Genomic DNA, 21750 nt, shown 5'->3' with positions numbered 1-21750 from the left:
GATTAAAACTAGTAGAATAAGAAATAAAAATAATAGTTTCTCTGCAAGCAAAAACAAATAAAGTTAATTAGTGAAATTTCTCATTAGCAATTTATCATTAATAGTTACCAAAAAGCTGGAAAATACTTATGGTTCAAACTTGGCTGTGGATTGGTGTCATCAGTATGACACTGGGTTGTGCTTTTTTCGGAGTAGGCGCACACAATGGTAAAAATGAACGTTGGAAAATACTGTATACACTTAATTTTTTCATTTGCTTGATTGCTAGTGGGCTGTACTTAGCAATGGCACTCGGTCAAGGAGTTAACATCATCAATGATCGTCCAACTTATTGGGTGCGATTTGTCACTTGGTTTTGCTCAACGCCGTTGTTGTTGTTGGATCTGACTTTCTTGGGAAGAACGAGCCTGCTGATTACAGGTAGCTTGTTAGGAGCAAACGCCTATATGCTTGCTACTGGCTTCCTGGCCACAGTTACACCTAAGCCGATCAGCTATATCTGGTATATTGTGAGTTGTGGTGCTTACGTGGCGGTTTTCTACTTATTAGTGAAGCCCTACCGGATCGAAGCAGAACGCAAACATCCCAGATCCAAGCAAGCATTCCGCAAGCTGGTAACTGTGCATCTGGTGCTGTGGACACTCTATCCAATTGTGTGGATTCTTAGTCCAGAAGGGTTTAACGCTTTGGGTCAAGGTGGGGAAACAATGGGTTATACGCTACTAGATATTGCCTCTAAAGTCGGGTTTGGTTTTCTATCGTTAAACACCCTAGGTAATTTAGAACAGGCAGGAGAATCGATTACTGAATCGGAACCGTTATATGAGTAAGTATAAATTTTAACTCCGATGCTTTAGATACTTAACCGATGAAGAAAGCCGGAATTTTAGCGAAATGATATTTAAGAGAATCAATCAAGGGATTATTTGATCGCTCATACTGGATTATATGTACTAAAGCGATCGCACTACCTATTATTTACCAAAAAGCAAATTATTTATAGATATGCCCCTCAAGGAAATTATCAACTCTGCTAAATTCCTCCTCAAGAACACTGCACAAACTCCCTTGGGTGGATGTGGTTACTTAGGAAATAAGTATCCAATATATCAGGAAGTAAGCGGCATCCTATAAGGAGATTGATTGGATGAATTTGCAGACGATTTGGAAGTTGTTACAAGAGACATTCAAAGAATGGAGTGAGGATAAAGCCTCACGGTTAGCAGCGGCGTTAGCTTATTACACGATTTTTTCCATTGCACCGTTGCTGATTATTGTAATTGCGATCGCAGGAGCAGTATTTGGAGAAGAGGCGGCAAGGGGTCAAATCGTTGGACAAATTCAAGGTTTAGTCGGCAAAGATGGCGCAGCATTTATCCAAACAGCCATTCAGAATGCTAACAAACCACAAACAGGAGCGATCGCTTCCATTATTAGTGTTGTAGTTTTGCTAGTGGGTGCTACTGGTTTATTTACCGAGTTGCAAGATTCCCTCAACACGATTTGGGAAGTGAAAGCGAAACCTGGACGCGGCATAGATAACATCATTCGCCTACGCTTTTTGTCCTTTGCAATGGTGATCGGGATTGGCTTTTTACTTTTAGTTTCTCTGGTAATTAGTACGGGGTTAGCAGCATTAGTAACATACTTTGGCAACATCCTACCTGGTGTTGATTTCCTCTGGCGAATAGTTAACTTTGTTTTATCTTTTTCGATCACTACAGCACTATTTGGGTTAATTTTCAAAGTTCTGCCAGATGTCAAAATTACTTGGAATGATGTTTTTATTGGATCTGTTATTACCTCATTTTTGTTCTCTATCGGTAGGTTTTTATTAGGACAATATCTAGGTAATGGCAGTTTTGGTTCAACCTATGGTGCAGCTGGTTCACTGGTAGTAATTTTAGCTTGGGTTAACTATGCCGCACAGATTCTTTTCTTCGGTGCAGAGTTTACCCAAGTTTATGCCAGAAGGTACGGAAGCGGCATAACCCCCACCAAGAATGCCGTACCTCTGTCTGATAATACAAAATATAATGGCACGAATCCAACGGCGCGATCGTCCACTAATAAAAAGCCATCTTCTCGCTTTATTAATCGCTTACTTAAGTATTTCAAAAAGCCAAACCGATTAAAATAGAAAAAAGAAAATCAGTGATTTTAATCTCTAAATGCTGAGTTATACTCTGCGCCTCCCTTTTAGGCGTAGGCGTAGCCCGTCGTAGACATCGCTCTACTACCAGCGCGTTCAATACCAGCAATTGTAGATTTGAATAAACTGCAACAATCCAACAACAAGCCAACTCCTACACTTGCTGGAAATAAAGATTTGTCATTAGATCGTTTTATTTCTAGGCAAAACGTAATTGGAAAACTTCCAAAAACTGCTCGGCTGATCTCCGCAGATATAAAGTCTTGGGGACAGTATGAACAGGAAGTTCTACATGACACACACTTACATGATGTCTCGCAAGAGCGAATGGTATGGGTAGTAAAAGTCGCTTATCCAGATGGTATTAGTACTAGAGGAGGATTCTTTGATAATGCTACACAGCTTGCAGTTGTTGATGCTCAGACAGCGCAATATATAACTTCAATGACAACTGGTGATTATCGACCTGAAACATCGCCAATGTATCGCTTAAAGATAGCATCTTTTAATGAAAACAATAGCAAATGGTAGTGCTTAGTTTTCAGCACATCTTTTTATTCGGTGTTAACCTATGGATGTTTTACATATATAAAAATATTTTATAGTTCAAAAGCTTATACCATGCTGTTTTCGGCTCTTTAGCTAAGTTTTGAGATTGACACCTTACTCACTAAAATTACTACAACTGCCTTTGACATGATTTCAAGACTTACGCAACTGGCACAATCGGTCTTAATACCAGTTGCCTAAGTCGTGTCTTTTTGAAAATCTATATTCACGATCTAAATAGGATAACTGTTAAATAATCTTAATCCCAGATTCTAGCCAGAAATATTTTGAAAAAGAGAGAAAATCAGTGCTAATGGAAAAATGGTTTTTCATCGATTGGCAGGCAATCTTTATTCCTAGCATCAGCGTCTTTGAGTTGATTATCCGTGGGTCGCTGGTCTATTTAGCACTGTTCTCAGTACTACGCCTGCTTCCTAGCCGACAATTAGGAACACTAGGAATTACTGATTTACTCGTCGTTGTGCTATTTGCTGAAGCTGCCCAAAATGCTATGGCAAGTAATTATACATCGATTACTGAGGGTGCTATCCTAGTAGGAACTGTGATTTTTTGGAGTTACTTGCTGAACTGGTTGGGCTATAAAATACCCCAGTTCCAACGTTTTCTGAATCAGCCGCCACTGCTGCTGGTAAAAAATGGTCGGATGATTCAGCGCCATTTGCAACAAGAGTTAATTACAGACGATGAGTTGATGAGCAAATTACGCCAGCAAGGTGTGGAATTTTTAGCAGATGTGAAGTTTGCATATATGGAGGCTGACGGCAGCATTAGTATCATCACCTTTGACTCCAAAAGTAGTCCCGTCCCTGAGCAAAAAGCAATACTAAAAAGCGATCTACATTAGACTTATCCGGAAATGAGAACTTTATTTGGCTGAAACCTAGCTCTGGAGAGGGTTTTAGAGGTTCCTGTTTTATATAAGCTAAAAAGCCAGCTATGTAAGGGTTTCAGCTATTTTGAGGTTTATTTGTGGATAAGTCTATTAGACATCTGGTGAAATTAAATATGCGTTATCTAGAACCCTTGTAGAGACGCGAAATTTCGCGTCTCTACATTCTTTTTCGGAGATGTCTATTAATTAGACTGTAAAATATGACGGTTGTATTCTGTGCCGAACTGTGATTGAGCGTTATACTTTGCCCGAAATGGCTAATCTGTGGAGTGAAGCCTATAAACTAAAAACTTGGCTGCAAGTCGAAATTGCTGTTTGTGAGGCTCAAGCTGAACTGGGTTACATTCCATCTCAGGCGGTTGAGGAAATTAAGGCCAAGGCAGATTTTGACCCCGATAGGGTGCTGGAAATTGAGGCTGTAGTCCGCCACGATGTTATCGCTTTCTTGACAAATGTCAACGAATATGTTGGTGATGCCGGACGCTATATTCACCTGGGTTTAACTAGTTCGGATGTTTTGGATACAGCTTTAGCATTGCAATTGGTTGCTAGTTTGGATATATTATTGCAACGTCTGGAAGATTTGATTCAGGTAATTCGCCAAAAAGCACGGGAACATCGTCATACAGTGATGGCTGGCCGATCGCATGGTATTCACGCTGAACCGATTACTTTTGGTTTCAAGCTAGCTGGCTGGTTAGCAGAAGTGTTGCGACACCAAGAACGCCTGAGAATACTCCGCCAAACGATTGCTGTGGGTAAGATTTCTGGTGCAGTCGGAACCTATGCGAATGTTGAACCTCGTATAGAAGCGATCGCTTGCCAAAAACTCGGACTCAAACCCGATACGGCCTCAACCCAAGTTATTTCCCGCGATCGCCACGCCGATTACGTGCAACAATTAGCTTTGGTAGCGGCATCCATCGAACGTTTTGCTGTAGAAATTCGCAATCTGCAAAAAACAGATGTTCTGGAAGTTGAAGAATTCTTCGCCAAAGGTCAAAAAGGTTCCTCAGCAATGCCACACAAGCGCAATCCCATTCGTTCGGAACGGCTGACGGGAATGGCGCGACTCGTCAGAAGTCATGCCGGTGCAGCTTTGGAAAACGTTGCTCTCTGGCATGAGAGGGATATTTCCCATAGTTCTGTAGAACGGGTAATTTTGCCAGATGCTTGCACTTTGACGCATTTTATGTTGACAGAAATAACCGACTTGGTAAAAAACCTGTTGGTCTATCCTGAGAACATGGAACGAAATCTCAACTGCTACGGCGGCGTTGTGTTCAGCCAAAAAGTGCTACTGGCTTTGATAGACAAGGGAAGTAGCCGTGAAGAGGCTTATGCGATCGTTCAAGAAAGTGCTCACGCCGCTTGGAACAAGCCGGAAGGTAATTTCCAGGACTTAATTAGCAAAGACTCTCGCGTTACTCAAAAGTTGTCCCCAGCAGAACTAGAGGTCTGTTTCGACCCCCAGCAGCATCTGAGGCATTTAGAAGAGGTTTACCAAAGGTTGGGTATTTAGGATTAATTTGCTTGTAGTGAGCGCTTAAGCGCTCACTACTAACCTGCTATCCAAAAAATACGCAAATGCTATCAAAAAAGAAGATATTAAAATATTAAAAATCTTTAATATTCCATTGTTGAAGACTGTCAGTTTGGTGCTGGAATTTTTGTCAAGACTGGGTAGTATAAATAACAAGTATCTACTTATTAATTAGTGCTTAGAGTGCTTTGATGATTGAAATCCTAGCCACGCTTTCAGCCTCTGCGGCAGCCGGAATGAGAATAGGCATACCTTTGCTGATTATTGGACTATTGCAAGGTAGTAACTTGTGGTCACAAGTTCCAATTTTATCTCACATTTCTCCACCAATATTATTAGGCTGCCTCACCAGTTGGTCATTAATTGAATTATTAGCCTCAAAAAAGCTATGGGGGCAGAGATTGCTCCAACTGATTCAGTTATTCATGTCTCCCGTCGTGGGCGCAATTATGGGGTTAGCAGTAGCTAGCGCAACAGCAACGCCAAACTGGCTGATTGCCATAATTGGGGGTTTGTTAGCTTTAGTACTCCAGGTAGTCCAAGTTGGTTGGTTCTATCGCTTACGTGGCCTACCGTTATGGGCAGTCTTTCTTCAAGATACCTTGTGTGTTGCTCTAGTACTTTTTGCCTTTGATGCTCCCTGGCAAGGAGGATTAATTGCTTTAATTCTGCTCTGGTTTGCAGTTCGGAGCGCGAAGCAGTGGTATGACTGGTATTGGCAGAAAAGTTAGGAGTTAAGAGTGAGAAGTTAGGAATGAACATAGAAGTTAAGACTGAAGAGTTAGAGAGAAAAATTGAAAACTCCTGTACAGACGCGATTAATCGCGTCTCTCCTCCTAACTCCTGTACAGACGCGATTAATCGCGTCTCTACTCCTAACTCCTGTGCAGACGCGATTAATCGCGTCTCTACTGCAAAATTCCAATCATGTGCAAGAAGCCGTGACCGGTAATCAGCTCGATGATTAAGGCAATAATCCCCAGCATGGCAATCCGACCATTCCATACTTCGGCGCTAGTAGTCAGACCCCATTCCCAACGTTCTTGGGGGTACATTTTCACCATTTTTTTCATTTGGGCAGCTTGCGAAAGCTTGAAACTGGGGTTTTTCAGCGCATCAATCACTAAGTCTGCCAGTGCATTAATAAATACCGGATGGGTATTGGGAGCAGGAACGCGACGGAAGTTGTGAATTCCTGATTCTTCTGCTACTTCCCGATACTCAATATCAATTTCTTGTAGTGTCTCAATATGCTCTGAGACAAAACTAATAGGCACGACAACCAAATCTTTCACGCCTTGTGCGCCTAGTTCTTTGAGGGCATCCTCAGTATAGGGTTGGAGCCATTCTACTGGGCCGACGCGACTTTGGTAAGCTAAGGTGTGGACATTGGGTCGATTGAGGGTCTGCATAATCAAGGCAGCACATTCTTCAATTTCTTGCTGATAGGGGTCGCCAGCCTCTTCAACGTAGCTTTTCGGAACGCCGTGAGCGCTGAAGAATATATGAACCTGATCTGGATTAGGAAACTGTCCGAGTTCTTGGGCTACGAGTTCCGCCATTGCTTGAAGGTAGCCTGGTTCTTTGTACCAAGAAGGAATGACGGTGTAATCAATGGGTTGAAGTTTTGGGTCTTCTTGCCAAAGCTTTTCTAAAAGCCGGAAGCTGGAACCACTGGTACTGATAGAAAACTGGGGATATAGTGGTAAGATTACCAGATGTTCTATATTATCTTGGGTGATCTGTGCGATCGCCTCTTCTGTATACGGATGCCAATAACGCATTCCTACGTAAATCTTAGCTTCTTGCCCCAAATAGCCCAACTGTTCTTTTAAAGCTTCCCCTTGCGCTTCTGTGATCTGCCGCAATGGGGAACCGCCACCGATTTGCTTATAATTTGCTTGAGATGTTCTGGTTCGCCGCGTGGCAATAAACCAGGCTAGGGGCTTTTGCAACCAACGAAATGGTAGGCGAATAATTTCCGGATCGGAAAACAGGTTGTACAAAAACGGCCCAACATCCTCTAGCTTATCGGGGCCACCGAGATTGAGTAATAAGACGCCTACACGACCCATAGCAGTTACTTTCCCCCAATCTTTTCAGGTTTTTTACTAATGTTAACAATATATCTTTATTAAATATAAAGCTTAATAGCAAGGAAATATGCAATGGCAACAATTTTAAGGGATTGGAGTTACCGCTATCAGTGGCTGTATGACAGTATCTCTCGTTTGGCAGCCTTAAGTATAGGTGGTGAAGCTCGTTTTCGGCAACTTGCTTTGCAAGGCTTAACAATTTACTCAGATAGTCAGGTCTTAGATTTATGTTGTGGCAGTGGTCAAACAACCCAATTTTTGGTAAATTTTTCACAAAATGTAACAGGATTGGACGCTTCACCTAAGTCTTTACAACGGGCGCGGTTAAATGTACCATTAGCTTCCTATGTCGAAGCTTTTGCCGAGGAGATGCCATTTCCAAATAATCTGTTTGATGTGGTGCATACCAGTGTCGCATTACACGAGATGCAGCCTCAGCAATTGCGAAAAATTATTAATGAAGTTTATCGGGTGTTGAAGCCAGGAGGGGTATTTACGCTGGTGGATTTTCATGCTCCTACGAATCCGATATTTTGGCCTGGGGTATCACTATTTTTGTTGTTGTTTGAGACGGAAACAGCTTGGCAATTGTTGAAAACTGATTTGCCTAGATTGTTAACTGAAACTGGGTTTGAAGTAGGTGAGCCAACTTTATATGCAGGTGGTAGTTTGCAAGTGATACAGGCGAAGAAATGAAGGATAATTTGTTTGTGTAGGCATGTGCAAGCGGTAATTGTTATATTAGACTTATCCGGAAATGAGAACTTTATTTGGCTGAAACCTAGCTCTGGAGAGGGTTTTAGAGGTTCCTGTTTTATATAAGCTAAAAAGTCAGCTATGTAAGGGTTTCAGCTATTTTGAGGTTTATTTGTGGATAGGTCTATTGAAGTTGATGTTGAGCGATCGCCTGATTTATCACCTCAAACATTTATTGATTGCCTACACAAATTTCCTGAACTGCTAAACTCTTGAAGAGTAACAGACTTTTTAAGAGCGCTGAAAGTTACCGATTCAGAACCACTTTTAGAAAGCAAAATTAAAACTAAGAAAGGTCAAGAGATTCCTGTTAATATGCCTGTTGTGGCTGAGATAATAGTTTCTAGCAGATTTACTGACTACTTAGCTAAATATAAAGCGTCTATTTATGCCGAAATGGTGCGGAATGTTCAAACATAATTTACCCTCACTTTAAATATGGAAATGCTTTTATAGTTTCAGCATAAACAGGGGATGAAATTACCCTTTAGCAACCTAGATGAACTATTGCAAATATGTCAGGAATTTACCCAATAACAATGGGATTATGAGCATGATTAGAGGCTATTTATAAAGTAAATATTAAGTAGGGTGTGTTACGGCTATGCAAGGATTTGGGAGTTCGAGAGAGTGAGAAGTAGCCGTAACGCACCATGTTTCTCGGTGCGTTAAGCGTTGCTATAACGCACCCTACAATTTAAGGTTTACTTTATAAATCATCTCTTACTGGGAAGAAATTAAGAACAATCCTAAAGCATCAGGCAAAAATTTAGATTTTAATCATATCCGCACAAGAAGCAGGGGAGTAAGGGAAAAATTTTTACCTTGTCTCCCTTATTCCCCTTGTTTGTGCGTCAGTCTCAACCGATCAATTTCAACTTGATAAGCTACTGATGGTGGGAGCGATTTCTGCATCTGCTGATGTTTCGCCCACGCGCAGGATTTTAGCTCCCAATTGCTGCAACTTTACATCGAGTCGATCATAGCCGCGATCGAGGTGCTGCAATCCCTGAATTGTGGTTTGTCCTTCTGCCGCCAGTCCTGCTATGACTAGCGCTGCCGATGCTCGTAAGTCTGTGCCTAATACTGGTGCGCCAGACAATTTCGGTACTCCCCGCACGAAAGCAGCATTGCCTTTGACACGAATATCTGCCCCTAAGCGATTCAACTCTGAGGCATGACGCAAGCGATTTTCAAAGACAGATTCATTAATCACGCTGTCGCCTTCCGCTAATGTCAGCAAAGCCATGAACGGCGCTTGCATATCTGTGGGAAAACCTGGATGGTATTGAGTTTCAATATCTGTTGCCTTAAAGGTTTCCGCAGGCAGGATGCGTAAGTGTTCAGGCTTGTCCTCAATTATTGTCACCCCAATATCCCGCAGTTTGGCAATCACTGGTACTAAATGTTCTGGAGCCACTGGCGAGAGGGTAAGTTCTGAGCGGGTAATTGCTGCTGCTAACAAAAACGTCCCCGCCTCAATGCGATCGGGAATAATGCTGTAGTCAACAGAGTGCAACTTGGCAACTCCTTCAATAATAATCCTGCTAGTCCCCGCCCCCTTAATCTTCGCTCCCATCGCATTACAGAAGTTAGCTAAATCAACTACTTCCGGTTCTCTGGCAGCATTTTCGATGATCGTTTCGCCCTCTGCCAGGGTCGCCGCCATCATCAAATTTTCTGTCGCTCCGACGCTGGCGATGTCTAAGTAAATCTTCGCACCTTTTAATCTCCGGCTGCTGCCAGGGACGTAGGCATTACAAATGCCATGCTCAATCTGCACCTCAGCTCCCATTGCTTGCAGACCTCGGACATGCAAGTCAACTGGTCTTGCTCCAATAGCACAACCGCCTGGTAAGGGCATCTGTGCTACTCCCAGTCTTGCCAGAATAGCACCAATGGCGAAAAAACTCGCCCTCAGCTGGGTAACTAGTTCGTAGGGAGCTTTCGACGTTTTAATTTCGCTGGCGTTGATGTCTAAAATGTCACCTTGCCGTGTTAAACGTACACCCAAAGCCAATAACACCTGACCCATCCGCTCTACATCCGCTAATAACGGGACATTGCGGATGCGACAATCGCCAGGACACAGCAAGGTTCCAGCCATGATTACCAGTGCTGCATTTTTTGCCCCGCTAATTTTCACATGACCTTGCAAAGGATGCCCACCCCAAATTTGCAAGACTGAGGAGTCTGCTTTTGGAGCAAATTTGGCATCTGGTAAGCTGGTAGAAGGATTAATAAGCCTACCTCCAAAAGTAATACGTATTTTAGATGTTTGAAGTTGGTTTTGATTCTACAGTAAAGATTGAATTTGTCCACGTTTTCGGGCAACATCTGGCAAAAAAAAATTGTTTTTTGGGTGAAAAATGCGGGCTGAAAACAAGCAATAGCAGGCTTTTTGAGCTTTTGAAAAATTTAACAAAAAATCACAAATAATTAGTATCTTTAAGCAAAATTAAATACTCAGTAAAATAACTTAAGTGTTCTCTAAAAATCAATGCTGTTGTGTTGAGTTAATATTTTGATCCAACCTAATCCCCTGAAAGACTCGTTTCCAGTTTGAGACTTTTAATGAGGCGTGATGTTTTAAGTTGACAAAGGTCAAAAATTAGGCAATAATAGGAAATTGTCAATAAAGATAATTGCCAGCGGAACTGGCGGAATGGCAGACGCGCTAGATTCAGGTTCTAGTGCCGCAAGGCTTCCGGGTTCAAGTCCCGGGTTCCGCATATTATTAAGTTAGGAGTTAAAAGTGAAGAGTTATGAGTTGAAAGAAAACTAAATTAACTCATAACTCCTAACTCCTAACTCCTAACTTTTTGATGTTAACCAGTTTACAAAATTCCCTAGTCAAGCAAATCCGCAAACTCCACTCCACAAAGGAACGGCACAAGCAGCAGTTATTTTTGCTGGAAGGGACGCACCTGTTAGAGGAAGCTTGTGCGGTGAATTACCCACTAGAAACAGTGTGTTGTACCCCAGAATGGCAAGCAGCTCATCCTTCGCTGTGGGAGGAAGCTTGTAGCCGATGCGATCGCGCCGAAATTGTCAGTAGAGAAGTCTTGAATGCGATCGCTACCACAGTTCAACCGGATGGTGTGGTGGCAACGGCAAAGCGCAGCAAGCGCCAAACTCAATTACCATTTACTGGTTTAGTGCTAGCTTTAGAAACTGTGCAAGATCCCGGCAACTTGGGTACAATGATCCGCACTGCTGCTGCTGCTGGAGCATCAGGATTGTGGGTAAGTGAAGATAGTGTAGATTTAGACAGTCCCAAAGTTCTCCGGGCTTCAGCAGGGCAATGGTTTCGCCTAGCAACGGGCGTAACCGAAGACTTAAAAGCGACAGTGCAACAAAGTCAGCAGGCAGGAATGCAGGTAGTGGCAACTTTACCCAGTGCGACTTTAACTTATTGGGAGGTGGACTGGCGAAAACCCAGTCTGATTTTACTGGGAAATGAAGGTGCTGGTTTATCGGCAGATTTAGCAGCGATCGCAGATAAGCAAGTCAGAATTCCTTTGAGTCCTGGGGTGGAATCTTTGAATGTGGCGATCGCAGCCGCTTTAATGTTGTACGAGGCACGGCGGCAAATGAGTTAGGAGTTAGGAGTTAGGAGTTAGAGCTTTTGAAGAAGAATACATTCGTCAGAATACATTGGTCAGAATGCAATCAGTGGGGGATTCAGACCCGCCACTGATTGAAGACCACCAAATTTTCTTGTTTTGTGGGGGTCTTAAACGCCGTTTATTCATCCACCAGTCGCACAAAATACCCAAGTGAATTCTGGCGACTGGCACCTTTATTCTGTTTGATAACTTTTATCGAAATAGAATTCAGGAGTCAGAAGCGGAGCCAGAGACGCTCCGTTTCTGAATTCTGACTTCTGAATTCTGAATTCTGAATTCTTCTTCAATTCGTTTTTCTTTTTTCTTCGAGAAATTGTTCAATATCAGCAACTGCGTCTTCAAGAGCGGCTAAATCAATATCTATCAAGTCTTGATCGAGTTCGACTTCAGTGCCAGTGCTAGTATGCAGTTGGGCGATCTCTTCTTCCTCAGTGGAATTTTCTTGTAAGATATCCTCCAACTGATCGAGGGATTCTTGAAACACCTGATCAGCGACGCGGCGCGGTTGTGGCTGAATTTGCTCCATAATATTGACTTGAAAATCCTGATTTAGTGACTTAATTTTGATTGCAGTTACTACAGATTTAAATTTTGCACTAATAACATCATAGTTCTGTGCTGTATCAACTTTAGCAGTGGTTATCAAGAATATCGATACTTGGCTTTGGTTGCTTTTGCCAAGCTGTCTGCAATTATTGTGACTTGTATTTTTACAAAGACTATGAAATACTCCTGAGACATTGTACGGTAAGTCGGGCGATAAATCGTAGTATATTTAATAGTATGCGATCGCGCTCTTGCGTCCAAGCTAGGCCATGTCTAGCAACAAGCCCGGAGTAATGGAGACATCTTCAAGGCTGCACGTCTACGCAATATTTACAAGGAAAGTATTTTATGAGTACCGTAGAACTTTACTTTGCCAAAGCCTCCACCTTCTCCCAAAGAACCCGTGTGGTTTTACTGGAAAAAGGAATTGACTTTAGCGCCACCGAAATTGACTTACAAAACAAACCAGATAGCTACACACAGATTTCCCGTTACGGCAAAGTCCCTGCGATTAAACATGGGGATATCGAAATTTATGAGTCTGCGATCATCAACGAATATCTCGATGAAGTCTTCCCAGAACCACCTTTATTACCCCGCGATCCAGGTGCTAAAGCGATCGCTCGGATCTGGATCGACTATGCCAACACTCGGTTTGTACCCGCCTTTAACAAACTCCTCCGTGGTAAAGATGCTCAAGAACAGGGACAGGGACAAAGAGAGTTTTTGGAATCTCTGTTATACATTGAGCAAGAAGGACTAGGTAAGCTGTCTGGTGATCGCCCTTACTGGTTAGGGGAGCAGTTTAGTTTAGTGGATATCAGCTTCTATCCTTGGTTTGAACGCTTGCCCCTCCTGGAACACTTCCGCAATTTCAGCTTACCAACAGAAACCCCTCGCTTGCAGAAATGGTGGGATACTGTGCGCGATCGCCAGTCAATTCGGGCTGTGGAAAATCCTGCAAGCTTCTATATTGAAAGATTTGCCAAGATTCTCGGTGCGCCCACTGCCGTTGCTTCTGCTCAAAAGTAGGGCAAGAAATAGGGAACAGGTAGAGCTTACAGTCCCCTGTGCCATGTCCACTATTACCAAAACATTGTTGAATTCACTGGGAGATGTAACCCATGAGCCTAAACAGTCAATTGTTCGAGGAACTACCGCACGTTGAGGGAGAACTTAATTACCTCAGCCCGACAGCAGAAAAACCTGTCAACTACACCTACGAACCACCACCAGGCATTCCACAGCGAAGTGGGAAGTATGAAGTACACACACTCCCGATCTATAATGCTCGGACGATCTCACAAGACGTGTCCTTGAATGAACAGGGATTCGCCTTGGCCGAACACCACAGCACTGTTAAAGACTTTTATGATCAAGATGAGGTGCGCCGCGTTTACTACCCAGAGGCCGAGCAATTCCTCAAGGATTTGACAGGTGCCCAAAGGGTGATAGTGTTCGATCACAACCTCCGTAATGCCGAACGGGCGAAGCAAGGCGAGCAAGGCATAAAGACGCCAGTAAGGGGTGTACACAACGACTTCACTGCCAAGTCTGGCTATAGTCGCGCCCGTACCGTGCTGGAAGCAATCGGTACTGAAGACCCGGATGAGCTTCTACAGCACAGATTCAGTGTAGTCAACCTCTGGCGACCGATTGCGGGGCCAGTGCAGGAGTCTCCATTAGCAGTGTGTGACGCCGAAAGTATCGCACCGACAGACCTTGTGGCTACTGACCTTGTGTATCGCGATCGCGTCGGCGAAACCTACGCGGTGACGTACAACCCGAAACATCGATGGTTTTACTTTCCGCAAATGCAACGGAATGAGGCGCTACTCATCAAGTGCTTTGACTCAGCACAGGAAGGTTTGGCGCGGTTCGCCGCCCACACCGCATTTGATGACCCAACAAGCCAACCGGATGCCCCGCCCCGCGAGAGTATCGAGTTGCGGACATTGGTCTTTTATGCGGCATAAGAAATAGGCAGGAGGAGCAGGGGGGGCAGAGGAGTGGAGTTAAAAGACTCGTCCCCTATTCCCAATGCCCAATGCCCAAAAACTTGCGATTAATTACAACCATAGGTAGATGCTAATAATTCCTCGCCTTGTTTTTTTGCCTCGTCAGCAGATACACCTAGGATTTACGCAGAAGAGATCCCCCAACCCCCTTAAAAAGGGGGCTTTCAAGTTCCCCCCTTTTTTAAGGGGGGATCGAGGTTTCAAGCTTTGATTGCGTAAGTCCTGACACCAAAGGTGATGATTTCTTCGTCTTGGTTAGCTGTAATTCTCTCAACTGGAATCATACAGATATATTACGGTTCATTATGTCTTATTTGTTGCACCATTATTTACCTACCAATCTCACTGTTAATTGTGTCTATTTCAAATCTAGAGAAATCACAAGGGAAAGTGAAACAGAGTCACTATTTACGTAGTTTGTGATTTGAAAAACACTAACTTTTATACGTGGTTAACACAACATTAAGAATTCTCTCAAAATCACTAAATTTTTGAGTGTAAACACTTACGTATGGGACAATCAAGTTAAGCATCAACAAATATTTTTTTGTAAATTTTTGTTTGTTTTTTAGATCAGTAATGCGTTGAGACATATGCATTGCCAATCGCTGCATGGATTAATTTAAATCTCTATTGGTTAATCTCTGGGAATCAGCAAATTAAGGCTGATACTCTCAAAGATGAACTTTTTTTACTCAATGTAGGGTGAATGCATTGAGTCAGTACAGGTTTCATAAAAATTGGAGGTTATAAAATGGCAATTCGGAATAACTTAGTCGCCAATTTCTGGCAAAGAGTACAAAAAGATTCAGTTAGTTGGGGATCGTTAGCCCTTTGGATCAGTGCATTAGTTGTTCTATTAGTAATGCTTACAATGTTTTCTAACGCTTAATCTTACCAGGATTATTATAGTTCCTGGGCAACAGCCTGGGAACTAACATAGGGTAGACTCTTATCCCTAGAAAACTCAAATTATGAAGTACAAAATTCTGGCAACAGTTGTAATGGTAGCTATTACTGGCTTTATTACTCCTGTTAAATCTCAAGAACCTACTACCGACACTCCAGCAAAATCGAATCAAGTTTTGAATGCTTGTGTCCAAAATCAAGCAGAAACTTTACCAAATCCCTTTAGTGATGTGCCAGCAGACCATTGGGCTTTCAAAGCAGTTATGACCATGCACTACTGCGGTGCCTTTCGCAAAGCAACACCACCAGCTTTATTTCAAAAACTGCAACCAACAAATAGCCAGCAGCAACCGCAGAAAGAACAGCAGTTTCAAAAATAGGGTGTTGCTGATTTAAAAATATAAAAATCTCACGCAGATAAAAGTTTGAATAGCAAAAGCCGCCGATTGAAATTTCGGTGGACGTTGAGAGGAAGAGAGGCAAAGAAAAGCGCCTTTATTGTGTGGTCTAAATAAATAAAAGCTGCTGTAAATAGCTCAAAGTAAAATTTATCTTGATAATTCTACTAGAGAGCTTGGAGTTCCGAATTTTGAAGCTCAAGTTCCGATATAGTAACTGGGAAATTGGGAAATAACTATAATAGACCTCTTGCAAAATTATTTTGTGGTAATATTGGGGACTTTGTAGCTTGAATCAATCTACCTATGCGATACGAGCAAACAAAAAAGTTATCGAATCGAGAGTTAAAACGTCTGGTTGGGGTGCAACGACCCAGTTTTTATGAATTTACCTCTATCGGTATACTATATAAACAGCTTGCAATGTATTTACGCTCAAGAGGGAGATCCCTTGCTCTCCTGGCAATATAGTTGACCCTATTCCGATGCTATATGGAAAAAATCAATCCAATAACCAATAAATAGTTAGGCGTCACGCATATGGTTAACTTTGCAGATTCGTTGCGCGAACTGAAAACCATTCTCGGTCGCCAAGATGTCCGTGCTGCCGTCATCTTCCTGAACGGACTGAGCGAGCATCGCTTCACGGCACTGTATCGGTTCGATGAAGAAACACTGCATAACGTTTGCTTTTTCGACCGGGAGAATCCGACGCAAGAGTTAACGCCGGATATTCCGGTAATGGCCTCATATTGCGTTTTTGTCCGTAGCAGCCGCGGAACGTTCACGACACCCGACTCACTCCAAGACGACCGGGTTCGCGGCCACCTAAAGTGGAAAGAAGTGCAATCCTACTGCGGCGTGCCACTGCTGGATGAAGACGGCAAGATGTTCGGGACGATTTGTCACTTCGACTTCCGACCAATGGCAATAAGCAACACAAACGTCGAGCTGATGGAGGCGATAGCGCCATTGATAAGACGAATCGCATACCGCACACGCCCTGATCAATGATTTAATCAATTAACCTGCCTAAGGATGCGTACAAGGACAGACGCCCCAAAAGCATCTGTTGGTATTCAGAGTCAAGGCATCGTTAGCTTTTTGATGATACGGTATTTTGAAGTTGGTAGTGGGGCGATCGCAAAATGATAACAAGGACTCAACTGGTAAATTGCAAAAGTTAATCAGGCCGAAAAGTGTGCTATTCGGTATCTAATGGTATTTTCGCCTTTTGAAATACTTGCTCAACAGTAAATTCCAGTCCCTTAAATAAAGAATCTGTAAGTAATTCTTCTCCCATATAAGTTTGTGGTGCAGCATCTGGATAAAAAACAGTAATGCTTCTGGCTTTACTATCTACCACCCACACCCGCAGCACTTTAGCATCTAAATAGTCTTTGGCTTTAGCCGCCATTTGTCCAAAGGTTTGTCCGGGCGAAATAATCTCAATCACTAAATCAGGAGAAACAGAACATGCTCCTTCTTGATGCCAATCAGGGGGTAAACGTTCATTAGAAATATATAAAATATCTGGGATTGGCATCCAATCTCGCCCTCGACGAGTTAATGCGACAGCTAATTCTGGGCAAACTTCTCCTTTTCCTTCACAGCATTGCTCAATCAAATTGAGAAGGGCGCGGGTAAGTTTAGAGTGGAATTTTTTGGGTGACATTTTAGGAATTGCTTGACCATCAACAAGCTCATAAGTTATATCTCCCTCGCCTGGTGGAAGATTTAGGAACTCTTGCAAAGTTAATTGATTTTTGGCTTGAAGTATCATGGCTCAATAATTTGTAATTCATAATTCTAGGACAGAGCAACTAACTTTAATTGTGACTCCTGAATTCTTCTTCAAATTGTTTACATTCCCCGCAACACTTGCCGAATGATATCCGATGGCACCTCATCGGTAACTGTCACTACACCAATCTCCGTTGGTAAAACAAACCGCACTTTCCCCGCCTTGACTTTCTTATCTAACTGCAACGCCTCAATAATTGCTTCAATATCCACCCCATCTGGTAACTGAGTCGGTAAACCCGCTTTTTGAATTAAAGCATTTTGACGTTCCGTGTCTTCCTTTTGCCACAATCCCAAATCCACAGCAATTTGACCGGCTGCTACCATGCCAATGGCTACCGCTTCACCGTGATTTACTAAACGATAACCAGTCAAGCTTTCTACTGCATGACCGATGGTATGTCCATAGTTAAGAATCGCTCGTAATCCACCTTCTTTTTCATCTTTGCTAACAACGTCAGCTTTAGCTTGACAAGAGCGCGTTAATATGTTGTTTATTAACTCAGGTTTTACATAGCGGAGTTGGTCGAGGCGTTTACTTGCTTCCAACTGGGCAAACAATTCGGCATCCCAAATCACACCGTACTTAATAACTTCTGCCATTCCTGCCCGAAACTCGCGCATAGGAAGAGTTTTTAACACATCTGGGTCAATCAAAACCAAGCGCGGTTGATGGAATGCCCCAATCAAGTTTTTACCGTGGGGATGATTCACCCCAGTTTTGCCACCAATTGCCGAATCCACCATCGCCAACAGAGAGGTAGGCACTTGCACAACATTAATACCGCGCAGCCAGGTTGCGGCTGCAAAACCAGTCATATCGCCAATCACACCTCCGCCCAAAGCCACCATAGTAGAAGAACGTTCTAGGCGGTTTTCCAAGGCGATATCATAAAGTTTTTGAATGGAATTGAGGGTTTTGTAGCGTTCACCAGGTGGTAGGGTGCAGCTAGCAACTTCAAATCCAGCAGATGTGAGGGATGCGATCGCTCTTTCCCCAAAATGTTTTAAAATCGTCTGATTAGAAACCAGCAATACCTTTTTGCCTAGCTTGAGATTGGCCATTTGTTGACCAAGCTGATCTAAACTCGAAGCTGCGTTAGCGTCGCTCAACGTTCGCGTAGCGTCTCGCAGAGAAGCTATCGCAATCTCATAAGACTGCTCTGGTAAATTTACATTAATTAAAGTCATTGCCCAACCCCAAACAAGCGCCCGTGGGCTGTATTGTATCGCAATCTGTGAGTGGGGAGTGGGGAGTGGGAGTTAGGAGTTAAAAGTGGGGAATCTCACTTCTTTACTTGGAACTCGGAACTGTTTTACCCTATGCCCAATGCCCAATGCCAATGCCCAATGCCCAACAACTAATGATTCAATAGATTTAGGAAGTATTGTGGAGAAAAATAAATGTTTGCAATTGTCGCTTACATCGGCTTTTTAGCTTTGTTCTTTGGTTTGGCTGTCGGTCTGCTGTTCGGTCTGCGGACTGCCAAAATAATTTAACCAAGACTCTTGTGGGGCGGGCATCTTGCCTGCCCTCAAGTCTCAGGTTATAAAATCTACATTACTTAGTAATGATTCAGGTTAATGCCAGCTTCTTTTGCCATTGCTTCTAACCCATTAATTTGTAAGGTTTTGATTGCTTTGGTAGACAGCTTTAATCTCACCCAGCGATTTCCGCCTTCCCACCAAACACGCTTGTTTTGTAGATTAGCGTGCTGAAGGCGTTTAGTACGACGGTGGGAGTGGGAAACAGCAAAGGCATTATTTGCCTTCTTACCAGTTAGTTCACAGCGACGGGACATAGCAAGTATCTCCAGATTGTTATTTTAATACAGCCTTTCCATTCTAGGTCTTAGGCAACAGAAGTGGGGAGCGGGAAGTGGGGAGTGGGGAGTGGGGAGATGAGGGAGAAATAACTCCAAACTCCAAACGTACAGACGCGATTAATCGCGTCTCTCCTATTTACTAGCTTGTTCCGTCAGCTTGGTGAGTACTTCATTCGATCGCTCGACAAATGATTTCATTCCGTCAGCGTCAAATCCTTTCTGAGACATTAGCGCTAAATCGTAGACGTGTTGGCAAATCAAGTTGACTAACTGATCTGTAGGCGATTGACCCTCACCTTGAATAATACTACCTTGGTTAAGATTTGCCAGATTTTGAATCAGTGGGTGAGCAGTATTCACCAGCAAAACGTGATCTTCGGGAAAATCTACTGTCTGCTGCTGCATCATGGCGTTCATTTCTCGCATCCGGCGGAGAATTTCTGGTAAAAGCACGATCGCAGGTGGTGTACCTTGAGGATCATCTGATTTCAACGCTTCGGTACGGATGTTGAGTTTGGGTTTGTTGAGGGATTTCTCAAATAACTCTTTGATCGTCTCACTCCGGGTTTTGTTCGTCTTGGGATCAACAATTTCCGTACCTTTGTCTTGTTCCAGCAGGGTATTATCTAAATCTGAGTCTACCCGCGTAAACTTGACATCCTGATATTCCCGCTCTAGGAAGTTGATAAAGTGGGTGTCGATGAAGGAGTCCATAAACAGGACTTCCAAGCCTTGATTTTTGTGCAGTTCTATATAGGTAGCTTGGGTTGCTCCATCGGTGGTATAGAAAACCCGGTTTTCGTGATGTTCTTTGTTGCGTTCTAGATACTCTTTGAGCGTGGTGTAAGGAGCGCTCGGTGCTGAAAAATCAGGATCGGGTGAGGGAGGAGTAACATCTTGCCAAGCATCGCCCTCTGAAGACTGTACTTCAACTGCTGGAGTTTCAGCAGCAGGTTTTTCTGTCAGCTTGGCGGTGGTGCGGAAGACGATAATATCTTCGATTTGTTTTTTGAATTTCTCGTCGTTGAGAACGCCGAATTTTACAAAAGTACCAAGATCCTTCCAGGCGCTAATGTATTGTTCACGATGATCGCGGAAAAGTTCTTTGAGGCGATCGCCGACTTTTTTGGCGATGTAATCACCGATTCTCCGCACGGTGCGATCGCCTTGCAAGGCACTACGTGATACGTTTAGAGGAATATCGGTGCTATCAATCACACCGCGCATCGGCATCAGAAATTGCGGGATAATTTCTTCGCAGTTGTCGCTAACAAAAACTTGATTAGAAAATAGCTTGATCTGCCCTTTAGTAACATCTACATCCGGCCTCATTTTGGGAAAATAGAGAATGCCATTGATGATAAAGGGATAGTCAGTATTTAGATGTACCCACAACAAAGGCTCTTCCTGAAAAGGATACAGGTAGCGGTAAAACTCTAAATAATCTTCTTGACTCAGGTTACTCGGAGAGTCTCGCCACGGTGCTTTTTGCTTATTTAATACTTCGCCATCGAGTTTAATCGGTACTGGCAAGAAGTCGCAGTAGGTCTTGACAAGATTCTTAATTCGTGCTGATTCTAAAAATTCCTCCTCTTCTCCTTGCAGGCTGAGAGTAATAGTGGTGCCGCGAGTTGTTCGAGGCGAATCTTCTAGGGTGAATGCTGGGGAACCATCGCAACTCCAGTGAACCGCCTGCGCTCCTTCTTGATATGAGAGAGTATCAATCTCTACCTTTTGCGCCACCATAAAGGAGGAATAGAAGCCAAGACCGAAGTGACCAATAATTGCTTGATCTGACTTGTCTTCATACTTATGAATAAATTCTTCAGCACTTGAGAAGGCAACCTGATTGATATATTTCTTAACTTCATCTGCGGTCATGCCGATACCGTTATCGGAGATCGAGAGAGTCTTCTTATCTTTATCAATGGCAATTTCAATTTCAGGTTCGCCGATATCTCCAGCATAATCTCCGGCGCGGGATACCATTTTCAGCTTTTGGATGGCGTCTACAGCGTTAGATACCAGTTCCCGCAAGAATATTTGGTGGTCTGAGTAGAGCGACTTCTTAATGATCGGGAAAATATTCTCAGTATGAATACTGATAGTACCTTGTTCTAGCATGATTGATAATCTTCAATGTTAGTATCTGAAATGATGATAGTAGCTAATACAGCCTAGTACCGCAAGGCGGAAGTCAAAAGTCAAAAGAACTGTATTTCAAGCTCTTGCGCCATTTGAAATGGTATGTTTATTTACGCCGTAGTGTACTAGTTGTCTGTTTTCCAGGATAAACCCGGAGAACACAGAACGAGATGATACCAATAAGAATTTTAAAAGATACCTTAGGCGATCGCTTGTTTTTTTAGCATTGTTTGCCGCCATTTTCTGATTCGGATTTCCCTACTCCCGACTCCCGATTTTCAAAGCAGTTGGACTTACGCAAAACTAGACGCTATTAGGGGCAATTCATCTAGACGCAAACGCGAGTGCGTCTCGAAGAGAAGCGGCTGACCGCAGGGTATTGCCCCTAAGAAAAAAATTAGGATTTCGGCTACAGTTTCTCATGCTAATTCCTAATTCGTAAGAAATAAATTGATACAACACCCAGT

General features: G+C 43.1%; 21 protein-coding genes, 1 tRNA gene and 1 pseudogene. 16 read left to right on the top strand and 7 right to left on the bottom strand.

The window, feature by feature from the left end:
- The first annotated feature begins 128 nt into the window (after positions 1–128).
- The 6 genes from PUQ00_RS05880 (at position 129) to PUQ00_RS05855 (ending at position 5888) form a co-directional block, all read left to right on the top strand.
- Positions 129–830, top strand: a complete 702-nt coding sequence (locus tag PUQ00_RS05880) for a microbial rhodopsin family protein (protein ID WP_300414084.1) — start codon at positions 129–131, stop codon at positions 828–830.
- 317 nt (positions 831–1147) lie between these two features.
- Positions 1148–2140 (top strand): YihY/virulence factor BrkB family protein, encoded by a 993-nt coding sequence (locus PUQ00_RS05875; protein WP_300414082.1) that lies wholly within the window; start codon positions 1148–1150, stop codon positions 2138–2140.
- 129 nt (positions 2141–2269) lie between these two features.
- Complete coding sequence (locus PUQ00_RS05870) at positions 2270–2683, top strand: hypothetical protein (RefSeq protein ID WP_300414080.1); 414 nt, start codon at positions 2270–2272, stop codon at positions 2681–2683.
- A 331-nt stretch (positions 2684–3014) separates the two neighbouring features.
- Positions 3015–3566, top strand: coding sequence for a DUF421 domain-containing protein (locus tag PUQ00_RS05865; RefSeq protein ID WP_300414078.1), 552 nt, complete (start codon positions 3015–3017; stop codon positions 3564–3566).
- A 274-nt stretch (positions 3567–3840) separates the two neighbouring features.
- Entirely contained in the window at positions 3841–5136 is a 1296-nt protein-coding gene (gene purB, locus PUQ00_RS05860; RefSeq protein ID WP_300414076.1) for an adenylosuccinate lyase, read from the top strand.
- Between the two features lie 212 nt (positions 5137–5348).
- On the top strand, positions 5349–5888 hold the full coding sequence (locus PUQ00_RS05855) for a DUF4126 domain-containing protein (protein ID WP_300414074.1): 540 nt from the start codon (positions 5349–5351) through the stop codon (positions 5886–5888).
- A gap of 177 nt (positions 5889–6065) precedes the next feature.
- On the opposite strand, the gene hemH is transcribed toward PUQ00_RS05855, so the two are convergent.
- Positions 6066–7232 carry a ferrochelatase gene (gene hemH / locus PUQ00_RS05850; protein ID WP_300414072.1) on the bottom strand — a complete coding sequence of 389 codons (1167 nt, stop codon included), beginning with the start codon at positions 7230–7232 and terminating at the stop codon, positions 6066–6068.
- Positions 7233–7325: 93 nt separating this feature from the next.
- On the opposite strand from hemH, the gene PUQ00_RS05845 reads away from it, so the two are divergent.
- Both PUQ00_RS05845 and PUQ00_RS32725 read left to right on the top strand, forming a co-directional pair.
- Positions 7326–7949: a class I SAM-dependent methyltransferase gene (locus PUQ00_RS05845; protein WP_300414071.1), complete on the top strand. Its 624-nt coding sequence runs from the start codon at positions 7326–7328 to the stop codon at positions 7947–7949.
- 282 nt (positions 7950–8231) lie between these two features.
- A pseudogene (locus PUQ00_RS32725) lies at positions 8232–8543 on the top strand (type III-A CRISPR-associated RAMP protein Csm5); the annotation flags it as partial.
- Between the two features lie 340 nt (positions 8544–8883).
- On the opposite strand, the gene murA reads toward PUQ00_RS32725, so the two are convergent.
- Positions 8884–10251 carry a UDP-N-acetylglucosamine 1-carboxyvinyltransferase gene (murA, locus tag PUQ00_RS05840; protein ID WP_300414112.1) on the bottom strand — a complete coding sequence of 456 codons (1368 nt, stop codon included), beginning with the start codon at positions 10249–10251 and terminating at the stop codon, positions 8884–8886.
- Positions 10252–10660: 409 nt separating this feature from the next.
- Here murA and PUQ00_RS05835 point away from each other — a divergent pair.
- Together PUQ00_RS05835 and PUQ00_RS05830 are read left to right on the top strand one after the other, a co-directional pair.
- Positions 10661–10741, top strand: a tRNA-Leu gene (locus PUQ00_RS05835).
- Between the two features lie 93 nt (positions 10742–10834).
- Positions 10835–11611, top strand: coding sequence for an RNA methyltransferase (locus PUQ00_RS05830; RefSeq protein WP_300414070.1), 777 nt, complete (start codon positions 10835–10837; stop codon positions 11609–11611).
- A gap of 310 nt (positions 11612–11921) precedes the next feature.
- On the opposite strand, the gene PUQ00_RS05825 is transcribed toward PUQ00_RS05830, so the two are convergent.
- Complete coding sequence (locus tag PUQ00_RS05825; RefSeq protein ID WP_334741126.1) at positions 11922–12284, bottom strand: hypothetical protein; 363 nt, start codon at positions 12282–12284, stop codon at positions 11922–11924.
- A gap of 248 nt (positions 12285–12532) precedes the next feature.
- Between PUQ00_RS05825 and PUQ00_RS05820 the strand changes: the two genes are divergently transcribed.
- From PUQ00_RS05820 to PUQ00_RS05805, 4 genes are all read left to right on the top strand, one after another.
- Positions 12533–13216, top strand: a complete 684-nt coding sequence (locus PUQ00_RS05820; RefSeq protein ID WP_300414065.1) for a glutathione S-transferase family protein — start codon at positions 12533–12535, stop codon at positions 13214–13216.
- Positions 13217–13308: 92 nt separating this feature from the next.
- Positions 13309–14160 (top strand): CmcJ/NvfI family oxidoreductase, encoded by an 852-nt coding sequence (locus PUQ00_RS05815; RefSeq protein ID WP_300414063.1) that lies wholly within the window; start codon positions 13309–13311, stop codon positions 14158–14160.
- Positions 14161–15176: 1016 nt separating this feature from the next.
- Positions 15177–15491, top strand: a complete 315-nt coding sequence (locus PUQ00_RS05810) for an S-layer protein (RefSeq protein ID WP_300414061.1) — start codon at positions 15177–15179, stop codon at positions 15489–15491.
- 558 nt (positions 15492–16049) lie between these two features.
- Entirely contained in the window at positions 16050–16523 is a 474-nt protein-coding gene (locus tag PUQ00_RS05805) for a GAF domain-containing protein (RefSeq protein WP_300414059.1), read from the top strand.
- 190 nt (positions 16524–16713) lie between these two features.
- On the opposite strand, the gene PUQ00_RS05800 is transcribed toward PUQ00_RS05805, so the two are convergent.
- Both PUQ00_RS05800 and aroB read right to left on the bottom strand, forming a co-directional pair.
- Positions 16714–17292: a Uma2 family endonuclease gene (locus PUQ00_RS05800; RefSeq protein ID WP_300414057.1), complete on the bottom strand. Its 579-nt coding sequence runs from the start codon at positions 17290–17292 to the stop codon at positions 16714–16716.
- 80 nt (positions 17293–17372) lie between these two features.
- Complete coding sequence (aroB, locus tag PUQ00_RS05795; RefSeq protein ID WP_300414055.1) at positions 17373–18503, bottom strand: 3-dehydroquinate synthase; 1131 nt, start codon at positions 18501–18503, stop codon at positions 17373–17375.
- Between the two features lie 51 nt (positions 18504–18554).
- On the opposite strand from aroB, the gene PUQ00_RS05790 reads away from it, so the two are divergent.
- The gene (locus PUQ00_RS05790; RefSeq protein WP_300414053.1) at positions 18555–18677 is read left to right on the top strand and encodes a hypothetical protein; all 123 of its coding nucleotides are present in this window, start codon (positions 18555–18557) and stop codon (positions 18675–18677) included.
- Between the two features lie 39 nt (positions 18678–18716).
- Positions 18717–18812, top strand: a complete 96-nt coding sequence (gene petL, locus PUQ00_RS05785) for a cytochrome b6-f complex subunit PetL (RefSeq protein ID WP_100899295.1) — start codon at positions 18717–18719, stop codon at positions 18810–18812.
- A 65-nt stretch (positions 18813–18877) separates the two neighbouring features.
- Here the strand turns inward: petL and rpmB are convergent, their stop codons facing one another.
- Both rpmB and htpG read right to left on the bottom strand, forming a co-directional pair.
- On the bottom strand, positions 18878–19114 hold the full coding sequence (gene rpmB / locus PUQ00_RS05780) for a 50S ribosomal protein L28 (RefSeq protein ID WP_104906789.1): 237 nt from the start codon (positions 19112–19114) through the stop codon (positions 18878–18880).
- A 156-nt stretch (positions 19115–19270) separates the two neighbouring features.
- Positions 19271–21262 (bottom strand): molecular chaperone HtpG, encoded by a 1992-nt coding sequence (gene htpG, locus PUQ00_RS05775; protein WP_300414049.1) that lies wholly within the window; start codon positions 21260–21262, stop codon positions 19271–19273.
- Positions 21263–21750 lie beyond the last annotated feature (488 nt).

It is taken from the genome of Nostoc sp. S13 (genome assembly GCF_029379315.1).
Classification (GTDB): Bacteria; Cyanobacteriota; Cyanobacteriia; order Cyanobacteriales; family Nostocaceae; genus Nostoc.
The sequence above is the reverse complement of the archived record's forward strand: the minus strand, read 5'-3'. Positions and strand labels throughout refer to the sequence as shown.